Annotated in this window: 9 protein-coding genes; 6 read left to right on the top strand and 3 right to left on the bottom strand. The window is 72.8% G+C overall.

Translation table 11 applies throughout. The features are described 5' to 3' along the window. Positions 1–54: 54 nt before the first annotated feature. The 4 genes from ABH937_RS16200 (at position 55) to ABH937_RS16185 (ending at position 7,770) form a co-directional block, all read left to right on the top strand. Entirely contained in the window at positions 55–3,639 is a 3,585-nt protein-coding gene (locus ABH937_RS16200) for a putative Ig domain-containing protein (RefSeq protein WP_280690072.1), read from the top strand. 182 nt (positions 3,640–3,821) lie between these two features. Continuing rightward, positions 3,822–6,041 carry an NADP-dependent isocitrate dehydrogenase gene (locus tag ABH937_RS16195; protein WP_280690071.1) on the top strand — a complete coding sequence of 740 codons (2,220 nt, stop codon included), beginning with the start codon at positions 3,822–3,824 and terminating at the stop codon, positions 6,039–6,041. Between the two features lie 450 nt (positions 6,042–6,491). Then, positions 6,492–6,911 (top strand): molybdopterin-binding protein, encoded by a 420-nt coding sequence (locus ABH937_RS16190; RefSeq protein WP_280690070.1) that lies wholly within the window; start codon positions 6,492–6,494, stop codon positions 6,909–6,911. A 151-nt stretch (positions 6,912–7,062) separates the two neighbouring features. Continuing rightward, a complete protein-coding gene (locus ABH937_RS16185; protein WP_280690069.1) occupies positions 7,063–7,770 on the top strand; it encodes an RraA family protein in 708 nt (235 codons plus the stop codon). A 26-nt stretch (positions 7,771–7,796) separates the two neighbouring features. On the opposite strand, the gene ABH937_RS16180 is transcribed toward ABH937_RS16185, so the two are convergent. The 3 genes from ABH937_RS16180 to ABH937_RS16170 all read right to left on the bottom strand — a co-directional run bounded on the left by ABH937_RS16180 (position 7,797) and on the right by ABH937_RS16170 (position 11,598). Further along, positions 7,797–8,975: an alpha-hydroxy-acid oxidizing protein gene (locus tag ABH937_RS16180; RefSeq protein WP_280690068.1), complete on the bottom strand. Its 1,179-nt coding sequence runs from the start codon at positions 8,973–8,975 to the stop codon at positions 7,797–7,799. A gap of 87 nt (positions 8,976–9,062) precedes the next feature. Beyond that, positions 9,063–9,944: a diacylglycerol kinase family lipid kinase gene (locus ABH937_RS16175; protein ID WP_280690067.1), complete on the bottom strand. Its 882-nt coding sequence runs from the start codon at positions 9,942–9,944 to the stop codon at positions 9,063–9,065. 1 nt (position 9,945) lies between these two features. Continuing rightward, positions 9,946–11,598 (bottom strand): FAD-binding oxidoreductase, encoded by a 1,653-nt coding sequence (locus tag ABH937_RS16170; RefSeq protein ID WP_280690066.1) that lies wholly within the window; start codon positions 11,596–11,598, stop codon positions 9,946–9,948. Between the two features lie 48 nt (positions 11,599–11,646). Between ABH937_RS16170 and ABH937_RS16165 the strand changes: the two genes are divergently transcribed. Together ABH937_RS16165 and ABH937_RS16160 are read left to right on the top strand one after the other, a co-directional pair. After that, on the top strand, positions 11,647–12,387 hold the full coding sequence (locus ABH937_RS16165) for a TetR/AcrR family transcriptional regulator (protein ID WP_280690065.1): 741 nt from the start codon (positions 11,647–11,649) through the stop codon (positions 12,385–12,387). Then, entirely contained in the window at positions 12,384–13,946 is a 1,563-nt protein-coding gene (locus tag ABH937_RS16160) for a glycerol-3-phosphate dehydrogenase/oxidase (RefSeq protein ID WP_280690064.1), read from the top strand. The genes ABH937_RS16165 and ABH937_RS16160 overlap by 4 nt, the downstream gene beginning before the upstream one ends.

Here is a 13,946-nt window from a genome sequence, read left to right as displayed (position 1 = left end):
ACATGGGGTGGGAAGACCGTGTTCAAACGAGGGGCTAAGTGGTTCGCCGCGGGGGTGGCAGCGGTAACGCTGCTGGCGACCGCACAGGCGGGGGTGTCGGCCGCAGCGGCGACACCCCCGCAACTGGATCTGAAGGTCCTGCTGATCGGCGGTGGGGCGGGCGACCCCACCACCGTCGCCTGGCAGAACGCGCTGAGCACCGAGGGCGTCCCGTACACCGTGGTGACCGCCACCGGCTCGATCGGCAGCGAGACGGTGTCGCTGCCCGCGCTCTCCAGCGGAACGCACGCCTACTACAACGGCGTTGTGGTGGCGGATTCGCCGACCTTCTTCGCCGCCGGCCAGCTCAGCGGCCTGGACAGCTACGAGTCGAGCTTCGGCGTGCGCCAGCTCGACGGCTACATGTACCCGTCGCCCTCGCTGGGCCTGACCGCCGCGAGCTCCGGCGCGGTGACCGGGACCGCGCAGCTGACCACCGCCGCGCTGGCCCAACTGCCCGAGCTGAAGGGCCCGGTGCCGTTCGAGAGCGGCTCCTACGGCTACCCGGCCACGCCCGTCGTCGGCGCCCCGGTCACCCCGTGGCTGCAGAACTCCGCGGGCCAGACGCTGGCCGCCGTCTACCAGCACCCGAGCACCGACCCGCAGGCCGGCGTCTCGGAGCTGTCGCTCACCTTCGACTACAACTCGACCATGCTGCCCTGGCTGCTGCTGTCGCCCGGGCTGATCAACTGGGTCACCCAGAACACCCATCTCGGCCTGTACCGGAACTACTTCGGCCAGGACGTCGACGACCTCTTCATCGCGGACAACGAGTGGAGCCGGCAGTACCAGTGCACGCCGGGCGCCACCAACCCGAACGACGTGCTCTGCCCGGCCGGCATCGGCGGCAACGCGGCCGCCGGCCCGCCGGACGAGCAGATGAGCGCCGCCGACGTGGACTACGTCGCCAACTGGGAGAAGCAGACCGGCATCAAGCTGGAGCTGGCCTTCAACGCGATCGGCGCCTGCACCGCGCCGAGCACCACCACTACGTCCAGCGCCAACTGCTCCGGCAGCACCACGGTGAACGGCCAGACCTTCACCGACCCGGGCCAGACGGTGGACAGCGGCTACCCGAACGACTCCGGCTTCGTCAACGAACTGCTCAAGCAGCAGGCCTCGTTCGACTGGATCACGCACACCTGGTCGCACATGTACCTGGGGTGCACGGTCGCCGCCCCGCTGCCGACCAACGCGCCTACCGCGGGCGCCGGCGGCTCGCTGGCCGCCGGCGGCTACAGCTACGAGGTCACCGCCGCCACCGCCTACGGCGAGTCGGAGCCCTCGACCCCGGCGCAGGTCACCGTGGCCGCGAACGGTTCGGTCTCGCTGAGCTGGCCGGACGCCGCCAACGGTGACGGTCCCTCGCTCGCCAAGTTGGAGTCGGAGTACTCCGGCGGCACCGGCTTCTGGGGCTACGACGTCTACCGCGCCCCGGCCGGCTCCACCAGCTTCGGCCTGGTCGGCCAGGTGAAGGAGGACCCGACCGGCGCGACCACCGGGTACTCCTTCACCGACACCGGCGCCACCTCCTCGGGCGGCGGCCCGGGCAGCACTGCCAGCTACCCGACCGCGACCGACCCCGGCATCGGCTGCGCCTCGCGCGCGGGCTGGCTGCCGGCCACCAGCGCCAACCCGGACTCCAGCATCGAGCAGGAGATCGGTCTGGACGACGCGTTCGCCGTCAACAACGGCCTGACCAACTACACCACCAGCAGCCTGGTCACCGGTGAGCACTCCGGCCTGGAGAACCCCAACATGCCGCAGGCGATGGCGGACCTGGGGATCAAGGTCTTCGGCACCGACGCCTCGCGCCAGCCGCAGAGCTACACCATCGCGGGCAACTCGGCCGGCGGCGTGAGCAACACCGCCGTCTCCGCGCCGCGTTACCCGAGCAACATCTACTACAACACGGGCAACTGGCCCGACGAGCTGAGCGAGTACAACACCTTCTACGTGGGCAGCAACTCCTCGATGGGTGACCCGCTGTACCCGAACGAGACCGGCAAGTGCGTCGACACCCCGTCGACCACCTGCACCAGCACCCCGGCCACCGAGGCCACCGTGCTCGCCAACGAGTCGCGGATCATGCTCGGCCACGTGCTGGCCGACGACCCGCGGATGAACTACGCGCACCAGACCAACCTGATCGGTCCGGCCACCCAGACGGTCAACGGCGTGACCTCCGACTACGGTTACACGTTGCTCACCCTGATCAACAACATGCTGTCGCAGTACAACAGTTGGTACACCGCGCCGCTGACCCAGACGAACGACGCGCAGACCGCGCAGACCCTCGGCCAGTCGGCGGCCTGGGCCTCGGCCGAGCAGGCCGGCACGGTCACCGCCTCGGTGCAGAACGGCGCCGTGGTGATCACCAACTCCGGTGGCGGCTCGGTCGACGTGCCGGTCACCGTCCCGGCCGGCACCACGGTCAACGGCGCGGCCTTCGGCGCGTCCTACGGCGGCACGCTCTCCGCGTGGACCCCGGTCGGCGCGGGCTCGTCCAGCACCCTGATCATCAACGTCGCGCCGCTGATCACCAGTTCGGCCACCGCCGCGGCCGGCGTCGGCACCGCCTTCAGCGTCACCGTGACCAGCACCGGCTCCCCGCTGCCCGCGCTCAAGGAGAGCGGCAACCTGCCCGGCGGTGTGACCTTCACTGACAACGGCGACGGCACCGCCACCCTGGCGGGCACCCCGGCAGCCGGTAGCGGCGGCAGCTACCCGCTCACCATCACCGCGAGCAACGCCGCCGGCTCGGTCGTCCAGAACCTGACCCTGGGCGTCGCCCAGGCGCCCGCCGTGACCAGCGCCACCACGGCGGCCTTCACCACCGGCACCGCGGGCACCTTCGCGGTGACCACCAGCGGCTACCCGGCCCCCGCGCTCTCCGAGAGCGGGACCCTGCCGAGCGGCCTGACCTTCAAGGACAACGGCGACGGCACCGGCAGCCTGGCCGGCACCGCCGCTTCGGGCACCGGCGGCGGCTACCCGGTGACCATCACGGCGACCAGCAGCGCGGGCACCGCCACCGCCCAGGTGACCGTCACGGTCACCCAGTCCACCGGCCCGGCGGTGACCAGCGCGAGCACGGCCACGCTGACCACGGGCAGCGCGGGCAGCTTCGCGGTGACCGCCACCGGAGTCCCGGCCCCGAAGCTGACCGCGACCGGCACGCTGCCCGCGGGCGTGACCTTCAAGGACAGCGGCAACGGCTCGGCGACGCTGGCGGGCACCCCGGCCGCCGGCAGCGGCGGGGTCTACCCGCTGACGGTCACGGCCGCCAACGCGGCCGGCACGGCCACCCAGGCGCTCGCCGTCACGGTGAACCAGCCGCCGGCGATCACCAGCAAGCCCTCGGCAACCGCTTTCCTGCTGATCCCGTTCAACTACACGATCACCACCACCGGCTTCCCGGCCGCGGTGCTGAGCTTGAGCGGCACGCTGCCGGGCGGGATCACCTTCACCCCGGGCAGTAACGGCACCGCCACCCTCTCCGGCACCGAGCTGGCGCTGGGCAGCTTCCACCTGACCATCACGGCCAGGAGCGCGGCGGGCACGGTGACCCAGCCGTTCACCCTCAATGCCACCCTCTGACGCGCCGACCTTCTGATCTGCTGACCCGCTGATGGCCGCTCCGGACCCACCGGTCCGGGGCGGCCGTCATGGTCAAGTGCGACCGGTTCTCCTCCGGCGGTTCGCCCCGGGGTTGGTATCGGCTAGGGTCGGTCACGGGATATCTTGATATCAAGACGTTGTAGCCGTGAAGCGGAGCACCGATGACTGACTCGACCATCATCTATACGCACACTGACGAGGCCCCGGCCCTGGCGACGTATTCGTTCCTGCCGGTGGTCCAGGCGTACGCCTCGACGGCGGGCGTCAAGGTGGAGACTCGCGACATCTCTCTGGCCGGGCGCATCATCGCCAGCTTCCCGGAGCGTCTCCAGGAGGGCCAGCGGATCCACGACGCCCTCCACGAGCTCGGTGAGCTGGCCAAGACGCCCGAGGCCAACATCATCAAGCTGCCGAACATCTCGGCCTCGATCCCGCAGCTCAAGGCCGCGATCGCCGAGCTGCAGGCCCAGGGCTACGCGCTGCCGGACTACCCGGACGACCCGAAGACGGACGAGGACCGCGAGGTCCGCGTCCGCTACGACAAGGTCAAGGGCAGCGCCGTCAACCCGGTCCTGCGCGAGGGCAACTCCGACCGCCGGGCGCCCGCCTCGGTCAAGAAGTACGCCAAGAAGCACCCGCACCGGATGGGCGCCTGGAGCTCGGACTCCAAGACCAACGTCGCCACCATGGGCGTCAGCGACTTCCGCCACTCCGAGAAGTCCGCGGTGATCGGCGAGGCCGGCTCGCTGCGGATCGAGCTGCTGGCCGCCGACGGCAGCACCGCCGTGCTGCGCGAGTCGGTGCCGGTGCTCGCGGGCGAGGTCGTCGACGCCTCGGTGATGCACGTCGCCGCGCTGCGCACCTTCCTCACCGCCCAGATCGCCCGGGCCAAGGCCGAGGGCGTGCTCTTCTCGGTGCACCTGAAGGCCACCATGATGAAGGTCTCCGACCCGATCATCTTCGGCCACGTGGTGCGCGCCTTCTTCCCGAAGACCTTCGAGCAGTTCGGCGCCGACCTCGCCGCCGCCGGCCTGACCCCGAACGACGGCCTGGGCGCGATCCTGGCGGGCCTGTCCGCGCTGCCGAACGGCGAGCAGATCAAGGCCTCCTTCGACGCCGAGCTGGCCGAGGGCCCGGCGCTGGCGATGGTCGACTCCGACCGCGGCATCACCAACCTGCACGTGCCCAGCGACGTCATCGTCGACGCCTCGATGCCGGCCATGATCCGCACCTCCGGCCACATGTGGGGCCCGGACGGCAAGGAGGCCGACACCCTGGCCGTGCTGCCGGACAGCAGCTACGCGGGCGTCTACCAGGTCGTCATCGACAACTGCCGCGAGCACGGCGCCTTCGACCCGGCCACTATGGGCTCGGTGCCGAACGTCGGCCTGATGGCGCAGGCGGCCGAGGAGTACGGCAGCCACGACAAGACCTTCGAGATCCCGGCCGACGGCACCGTCCGCCTGGTCGACGCGGCCGGCAACGTGGTCATCGAGCAGCCGGTCGGCGCCGGCGACGTGTTCCGCGCCTGCCAGACCAAGGACGTGCCGATCCGCGACTGGGTCAAGCTGGCCGTCAACCGCGCCCGCGCCACCGGCAGCCCGGCCGTCTTCTGGCTGGACGAGGACCGCGCGCACGACGCCAACCTGATCGCCAAGGTCAAGGAGTACCTGCCCGAGCACGACACCGAGGGTCTGCAGATCGAGATCCTCTCGCCGGAGCAGGCGACCGCCTTCTCGCTGGAGCGCATCCGCCGTGGCGAGGACACCATCTCGGTCACCGGCAACGTGCTGCGCGACTACCTGACCGACCTGTTCCCGATCCTGGAGCTGGGCACCAGCGCCAAGATGCTCTCGGTCGTCCCGCTGATCAACGGCGGTGGCCTCTTCGAGACGGGCGCCGGCGGCTCCGCCCCCAAGCACGTCCAGCAGCTGCTCAAGGAGAACTACCTGCGCTGGGACAGCCTGGGCGAGTTCTTCGCGCTGGCGGCCAGCTTCGAGCACCTGGCGCAGACCACCGGCAACGCCCGCGCCCAGGTGCTGGCCGACACCCTGGACCGCGCCACCGGCACCTTCCTGGAGGAGGACAAGTCGCCGAGCCGCCGCCTGGGCGGTATCGACAACCGCGGCAGCCACTTCTACCTGGCCACGTACTGGGCCCAGGAGCTGGCCAAGCAGACCGCGGACGCCGAACTGGCCGAGGCCTTCGGCCCGCTGGCCAAGACGCTGACCGAGCAGGAGCAGGCGATCGTCGCCGAGCTGATCGCCGTCCAGGGTCAGCCGGTCGAGATCGGCGGCTACTACCAGCCGGACGCCGCCAAGGCCGAGGCCGTGATGCGTCCGTCGGCGATCCTCAACGAGGCGCTGGCCACGCTGGGCTGACGTAGCGTCAACTGTCATCTGACGAAGGTCCCCCCGGATGCCGCACCGGCATCCGGGGGGACCTTTCGCGTCACGGGGCGGCTCCAGTCGGGCGCGAGGACGGTGCGGCAGGATCGGCACCGAGCTCGCCGGGGTACCCCCGTCCCGCAGCGAGCAGCCTCGCCGCCGGCTCCGCAAGGCCCGGCGCGAGGCCGGAGAGCCGCCGGCCTGCCGGCTTCCGGTCGGCGGCTCTCCGGCTGCCCGTCTGCGTGCGCGGGCCGGCTTCTGACGGGCGCCCGTTGCGCCCACCGGGTGAGATCCGCCGCCGAGTGGGCGGAATTTGCGAGGCCCGGCCCGCCATACCGCTGGCTGATGCGAGTGACTGGCGACGGGGTCGTGACGGGCGTGGCAGGCTGGGCGGCAGCGGCAGTCCGATCTGCCCGAAATGCGCCTTCGATCGAGGAGCCCGTCATGACGCTGAGCATTCGCAACCAGTTCCCCGGCACCGTCACCGCGATCACCAACGGCGCGGTCATGGCCACGGTACGAGCACGCCTGACGGGTGGCCAGGAGATCACCGCCGCGATCACCCTCGACGCGGTCAAGGAACTCGGCCTCGCCGAGGGCTCGTCGGTCAACGCGCTCGCCAAGTCCACCGAGATCGCGATCGCCACCGCCCCGGTCACCGGTGTGAGCATCCGCAACCAACTCCCGGGCACCGTCGTGGAGGTGGCCACCGGTGGGGCGATGGCCACCGTCAAGGTCGCCATCGAAGGCGGCGAGCTGACCGCCGCCATCACCAAGGACGCCGTGGAGGACCTCGGCCTGGCGGCCGGCACCCGTGTGGTCGCCCTGATCAAGTCCACCGAGATCGCGCTCTCCGCCGCCTGAGCCAGCGCTGCCCAACACGCCCGTGGGGTTAGGGCCTCTCTTGCGGATCTTGCCGGGCGCCCCAGGAGTCATTGCGCGCACCGTGCCCGCTCCCTGATCATTGGTCAGCAGGAATCCCAACCCCACGGCGCAGTGTGAGAGGGCAGACCGGATGGACCACCACGAGCTTCAGAAGCGGTTCGAGACGCTGACCACCGCCCACCTGGCCGACGCCTGCGTCCGCGCCCAGGTCCCGGTGCGCTGCGCACCCGCGCCGCTGCAGGCCGTGCTGCCCGGTGTCCGGGTGGCCGGGCGGGTGCGTCCGGCCCGGCATGTCGGCAGCGTCGACATCTTCCTGGAGGCCTTCGAGACCGCCGAGCCCGGCGACGTCCTGGTGGTGGACAACGGCGGGCGGACGGACGAGGCCTGCGCCGGCGACCTGGTGGTGCTCGAGGCGAGCACCGCCGGGCTCGCGGGCGTGGTGATCTGGGGGCTGCACCGCGACACCGCCGACGTCCGCGCCATCGGGCTGCCGGTCTTCAGCCAGGGCTCGCTCCCCACCGGGCCGCAGCGGCTGGACGCCCGGCCCGCCGACGCGCTGGCGGCCGCCACGGTGGGGGAGTGGACGGTGACCAGCGCGGACCTGGTCTTCGGCGACGACGACGGCGTGCTCTTCGCGCCCGCCGCCCGCGCCGAGGAACTCCTCACCCTCGCCGAGCAGATCCGCGACACCGAGCGGGGTCAGGCGGAGCGGATCCGCTCGGGTGACACGCTGCGGGCCCAGGTCCGCTTCGACGCCTACCTCGCCGCGCGCCGGACCAACCCCGAGCTGACCTTCCGCGAGCACCTGCGCGCGGTTCGTGGGGCGATCGAGGAGTAAGGCGGGGAGTGAGCGAGGAGTGAGCGTCAGCCGACCTCGCCCGGGAGCCGCACCAGCGCGTCCCGGGTGAGGTCGGCCGGCGTCGGGTAGCCGTCCACCGCCATGATCAGGTCGGCCTCGGCGAGCAGCGAGCGCAGCACGTGCTCGACCCCGGCCGCGCCGCCGAGCGCCAGCCCGTAGGTGTAGGGGCGCCCGACCCCGACCGCCGTGGCGCCCAGGGCCAGCGCCTTGACCAGGTCCGCGCCGCTGCGCACGCCCGAGTCGAAGAGCACCGGCAGCCCGTCGGCCGCCGCCACCACGCCGGGCAGCGCGGCCAGCGCCGGCAGCCCGCCGTTGGCCTGGCGGCCGCCGTGGTTGGAGCAGTAGATCCCGTCCACCCCCGCGTCCCTGGCCCGTCGCACGTCCTCGGGGTGGCAGATTCCCTTGAGGATCAGCGGCAGCGTGGTGAGCGAGCGCAGCCAGGGCAGGTCGGCCCAGGTCAGCGGGGCGGCGAAGACGCTCACCCACTCCAGCACGGCGGCCTGCATGTCCTCCTGCGGCGGCTTGGCCAGTCGGGCCCGGAAGACCGGGTCCGAGGTGTAGTTGGCCAGGCAGTTGCCGCGCAGCTGCGGGAAGTTGCCGGTGGCCAGGTCGCCGGGGCGCCAGCCGAGCACCCAGGTGTCCAGGGTGACCACGATGCCCTTGAACCCGGCCGCCTCCGCCCGGGCCACCAGACTCGCCGCCAGCTCACGGTCCTTGGGCGGATAGAGCTGGAAGAAGCCCGGTGTGTCGCCGAGTTCACCCGCGACCTGTTCCAGCGGATCGACGGTCAACGTGGAGGCCACCATGGGCACCCCGGTACGGGCGGCGGCCCGTGCGGTGGCGAGGTCGCCGTGCCCGTCCTGGGCGCAGAGGCCGAGTACGCCGACCGGGGCGAGGAAGAGCGGCGAGGGCAGGGTGAGCCCGAACAGCTCCACCGACAGGTCGCGTTCGGCGGCCCCGACCAGCATCCGGGGGATCAGCCCCCACTGCTCGAAGGCGCGGACGTTGGCCCGCTGGGTGAACTCGTCGCCCGCGCCGCCCGCGACGTACGACCAGAGCGAGGGCGACAGGGTGGCCTTCGCCCTCCGCTCCAACTCGGCGAAGGCCATCGGCAGTTCGGGGAGCACGCCGGACAGTGCGTTGAACTGGATCTCGTACTGGTAGTCACCGAACTGCGCAGCCATCGGATCGCCTCTCCTCTGCACTCTGGACCTACCGCCCGCTGGTCCGCACCTGGACGGTGTCGCCTCAACGCACCGCTACGAGGCACCCTACGGCGCGAGCACCGCCAGCGCACCGGGCAGCACCCGGATCCGGGCGGGCAGTTGCGCGATCTCGTCGCCGTCCGCGCAGACCGGGATCGGCCGGTCGGCGTCCACCGTGACCTCCTGCGCGGTCTGCACGCTGACCTCGGGTCGGCGTAGGTGAGTGCCGCGCTTGGCCTCGCGCATGAAGGCGATCACCTTCGAGCGCGGCCCGTCGCCGACCACCATCACGTCGAGCAGCCCGTCGTCCAGCACGGCCGTCGGCACGATCCGCAGACCATGCCCGTACGCACCGGAGTTGGCCACCACCACGGTGTGCCCGCGCACCTCGCGCCGCGCACCGTCGACGGTCAGCGTGTAGCCGGCCGCCCGCCAGCTGAGGATCGCCCGCAGCGGGGCCAGCCGGTAGAGCAGCAGGGCGGGCAGGCCGCGTCCGGCGTTGATGATCCGGGTGGCGAGCGCGTCGATCCCGATGTACACGTTGCCCGGTGCGATCACCCCGTTGACCTCCAGCACGTCGATCGTGCGGCGCTGTCCGGCCAGCAACAGCCGGGCCACCGCCGCCGGTTCGCCGGCCCCGGGCAGCTTGAGGGTACGGGCCAGGTCGTTGCCGCGCCCGGCCGGCACGATGGCCATCGTGCCGCCGCCGCGCACGGTGCCGTCGGCCACGTCGCGCACCATGCCGTCGCCGCCGACCGCGACCACCACCTCGCCGCGTTCGGCGGCCGCTCGGGCGGCGGCGATGGCGTGTTCGCGGTCCCGGCTCGGCTCCGTGCGCACGATGGCGCCGGCCGCGCGCAGCAGCGCGGCGATCGGCTCCCAGCGGGCGAGGGCGTGGCCGCCGCCCGAGATCGGGTTGACGATCGCGGTGAACGTGTCACCGGCCATCTCAGTGCTCGCTCTCGGTACCCGGGACGCCCGCTGCCGCCGCATCCGGAGTCGGGATCAGCACACCCGGGTTGAGGATCCCGGCCGGGTCCAGCACCCGCTTGACCGCCTGCAGTGAGGCCACCGCCAGCGGGCCCACCTCGCGGGCGTAGACGTCCCGGTGGTCGGTGCCCACGCCGTGGTGGTGGGTGATCGCCGCACCGGCCGCCCGGATCGCCTCGTTGGCAGCCGACTTGGCGGCGTGCCACTGGTCGATCGGGTCCTCGGTCTGGGCACAGGCGACGGTGAAGTAGAGCGAGGCGCCGGTCTCGTAGACGTGCGAGATGTGGCAGAGCACCAGTGGCGTGCCGCCCTGCGCGGTCAGCGCGCTGGTCAGCGCCTCGGTGACGGCCGCGCGCAGCGGGTGCAGGTTCGACCAGAAGGTCACCGTCTCCAGGGTCTCGATCAGCACCCCGGCGTCCAGCAGCGGATCGCGCAAGTACGGTGCGCGGTAGCGGCCGTGGCGCCAGGACTCGCCCGGCTCGGTGCCCAGCGGCTGCCCGCCGGCCGCGATCAGCAGCTCGCTCGCGCCGGCCCGGCGGGCGGCCACCTCGGCCGCGCTGCCCTCGTAGCCGGTGACGGCCAGGCAACCGCCCGGGCCGCCGCCGAACATCGCGGCCGGGTCGGCCAGGTTGATCGAGGTCTCCATCTCGTCGGAGAGCCGCAGCACGGTGGGCAGCGGGCCGTCCTGGACCAGCCGGCGCAGCGCGTCCGCGCCCGCCTCGAAGGAGTCGAACTTCCAGGCCTCGTAGACCCGTTCGGCCGGCAGCGGGCGCACCCGGACGGTCACCGAGGTGATCACGCCCAGGGTGCCCTCCGAGCCGAGCACCAGCTGGCGCAGGTCGGGGCCGGCCGCCGACTTCGGGGCGCTGCCCAGCTCCATCGTGCCGCGCGGGGTGGCCAGCACCAGGCCGACCACCATCTCGTCGAACCGTCCGTAGCCGGCCGAGGACTGGCCGGCCGAGCGCGCCGCGGCGTAGCCGCCGATGCTCGCGCCCTCGTACGACTGCGGGAAGTGACCCAGCGTCAGGCCGTGCTCCCGCAGCTGCCGTTCGGCCTCCGGACCGCGCAGGCCGGCCTGCAGCGTGGCGGTGCGGGAGACCTCGTCGATCGCCAGCACGGCGTTCAGCCGCTTGAGGTCGAGCGCGAGCAGGCCGGCGAACCCGGCCCGCTGCGGCGCCAGTCCGCCGACCACCGAGGTGCCGCCGGAGTAGGGGACGACGGCCAGGCGCAGCCGCTCGCACAGCTCCAGCAGGGCCACCACCTCCTGGTGCGTGCCGGGGAAGGCGACGGCGTCCGGCGCGTCCGTGACATCGCCCGCGCGCAGCCGCAGCAGGTCGGGGGTGGACCAGCCGCGGGTGTGGCCGATCCGGACGGCGGCGGCGGTGCTGAGCTGCTCCGCGCCGACCACGGCGGCCAGCTCGGTAAGCGCCTTCTCGTCCAGCGCGGTGTCGGGCAGCACGAGCGTGTCGAGGTCGACCGGCGGCTGCGCGGGCGTGCGGACCCCGAAGGCGGCCAGCGTCTCGTGCGCGGCGGCCGGGAGTTCGGTGCGGCGGGCGGGGTCGCCCCAGCGGTAGGGGTGGAAGTCCGCGACGGGCAGGTCTGACTCGGTCATCGAGGTCCTCAGGGTGGAGGGGAAGGCGCTGATACACTTGTACATGTGGTGTCGCAGCGAATCAACACGTCGGGATCCGGAACCCCGTCCGAAGCCCCCTCCGGAACTCCGCCCGAAGCCCGGCCCGAGTCTCCCGCCGACTCCCGCCCCGGGCCGAAGGCCGCCAATGCCATCCCCGAGGAGCGGATCCTCGACGCGGCCTACCAGCTGCTGCTCACCATCGGCATGCAGCGGATCACCATGGCCGACATCGCCCGCCAGGCCGGCGTCTCCCGCGCCACCCTCTACCGCCGCTGGGGCGGGGTGCGCGAGGTGCTCGGCGCGTTGACCACCCGGGTCTGGACGGAGCTGGCGGAAAGCGCTTTCGAAAGCGCTTTCCCGCTCGGCGGGGCGACCCACGGCCGGGCCCACGTGGTGGACGGCACGGTGCGCCTGGTCGGCGCCATCCGGGTGCACCCGCTGCTGCGCAAGATCATCGAGCTCGACCCGGACTTCCTCACCCCTTACCTGCTCAAGCGGCGCGGCACCAACACCAACCACCAGCTCGCGATGCTCGAAGCCGGCCTGCGCGCCGGCCTCGCCGACGGCTCGATCCGGACCGGCGACCCCGCGCTGCTGGCCCGCGCGGTGCTGCTCACCGCGTGGTCCTTCACTCTCACCGGGCCCGTCTTCGTGGACGCACCCGACGGGGCGGGGGACGAGGTCGACCGGCTCGACGGCGAGCTGCGCCTGCTGCTCGACCGATACCTCTCGCCAACTCCCGTCACCGAAGGCGGTTCTGACGCATGACCAGGACAATCGGCACCGGCTCCTCGCTGAACGCCGCTCGCCGCACCCGCGACCTGGCCGACCTGGCCTCGCCGCCGGCCGGCGCCCGCGCCATCGACGTCCTGGTGATCGGCGGTGGCGTCACCGGCGCCGGCATCGCGCTCGACGCGGCCGCCCGCGGCCTGTCCGTCGTCCTCGCCGAGAAGCACGACCTCGGCTTCGGCACCAGTCGCTGGAGCTCCAAGCTGGTCCACGGCGGCCTGCGCTACCTCGCCTCCGGCAGCGTCGGCATCGCCCGGGAGAGCGCTGTCGAGCGCGGCATCCTGCTCGACCGCACCGCCCCCCACCTGGTGCACGCGCTGCCGCAGATCGTCCCGCTGCTGCCCGGCACCGGCTTCGCGGACGCCGCGCTGGTCCGGGCCGGCTTCCTGGCCGGGGACCTGCTGCGCCGCACCGCCGGCACCTCCTCGACCACCCTGCCCCGCTCCCGCCGCCTCGCCCCCGCCGAGGTGCTGCGCTACGCCCCCACCGTGCGAACCGCCGGGCTGCGCGGCGGCCTGGTCTTCTGGGACGGCCAACTGGTCGACGACGCACGCCTGGTGGTCGCCCTGGCGCGCACCGCGGCGGCCCACGGCGCACGGATCCTGACCCGCTGCGCGGTCAGCGCGGCGCACGGCACCGGGGCCCGGCTGACCGACGAACTGACCGGCGACTCCTTCGAGTTGACGGCCAGCACGGTGATCAACGCGGCCGGCGTCTGGGCCGGCGAGCTGGCCCCCGGCATCACCCTGCGGCCCAGCCGCGGCACCCACCTGGTGCTGCCGCAGTCCGCCTTCACCGGCCCGACCGGCGCCCTGAACGCCGGGCTCACCGTGCCGGTGCCGGGCGAGACCAACCGCTTCGTCTTCGCGCTGCCCGCCCCCGACGGCCGGGTCTACGTCGGCCTCACCGACGAGGACGCGCCCGGCCCGATCCCCGACGTGCCGCAGCCGGCCGAGTCCGAGATCGATTTCCTGCTGCAGACCATCAGTTCCGCACTGCGCACCCCGCTCACCCGCGCCGATCTGCTCGGCACCTTCGCAGGCCTGCGCCCGCTGCTGGACGACGGCACCGGGCGCACCGCCGACGTCTCCCGCAAGCACGCCGTGCTGACCAGCCCCGAGGGCCTGGTGACCATCGTCGGTGGCAAGCTCACCACCTACCGCCAGATGGCCGAGGACGCCCTGGACGCCGCCCTCGCCCACGCCCGGCTGACCGCCCGCCCCTGCCGAACCCGCGCCCTCCCCCTGGTCGGTGCGGCCCCGCGCCCCCAACTCGACCGCGTCGACGCCCCCCTGCGCCTGGTCCGTCGCTACGGCACCGAAGCCCCCGCCGTCCTCGCCCAGGCCGACGGCGACCCCGCCCTCCTCACCCCGATCGCCCCCGGCACCGACACCACCATGGCCGAACTCCTCTTCGCCACCCGCCACGAGGGCGCCCTGGACACCGCCGACCTGCTCGACCGCCGCACCCGCATCGGCCTCGCCCCGGCCCACCGCACCGCCGCCCGACCGGCCGCGGAACGGGCGCTGGCCGGCTGA

It is taken from the genome of Kitasatospora sp. GAS1066B, assembly GCF_041262605.1.
Classification (GTDB): domain Bacteria; phylum Actinomycetota; class Actinomycetes; order Streptomycetales; family Streptomycetaceae; genus Kitasatospora.
The sequence above is the reverse complement of the archived record's forward strand: the minus strand, read 5'-3'. Positions and strand labels throughout refer to the sequence as shown.

Bases quoted from the DNA above. Each gene is read 5' to 3' on its own strand.
- ABH937_RS16195 (WP_280690071.1), top strand. From the start codon at position 3,822: ATGACTGACTCGACCATCATCTATACGCACACTGACGAGGCCCCGGCC.
- ABH937_RS16190 (WP_280690070.1), top strand. From the start codon at position 6,492: ATGACGCTGAGCATTCGCAACCAGTTCCCCGGCACCGTCACCGCGATC.
- ABH937_RS16185 (WP_280690069.1), top strand. From the start codon at position 7,063: ATGGACCACCACGAGCTTCAGAAGCGGTTCGAGACGCTGACCACCGCC.
- ABH937_RS16180 (WP_280690068.1), bottom strand. From the start codon at position 8,975: ATGGCTGCGCAGTTCGGTGACTACCAGTACGAGATCCAGTTCAACGCA.
- ABH937_RS16175 (WP_280690067.1), bottom strand. From the start codon at position 9,944: ATGGCCGGTGACACGTTCACCGCGATCGTCAACCCGATCTCGGGCGGC.
- ABH937_RS16170 (WP_280690066.1), bottom strand. From the start codon at position 11,598: ATGACCGAGTCAGACCTGCCCGTCGCGGACTTCCACCCCTACCGCTGG.
- ABH937_RS16160 (WP_280690064.1), top strand. From the start codon at position 12,384: ATGACCAGGACAATCGGCACCGGCTCCTCGCTGAACGCCGCTCGCCGC.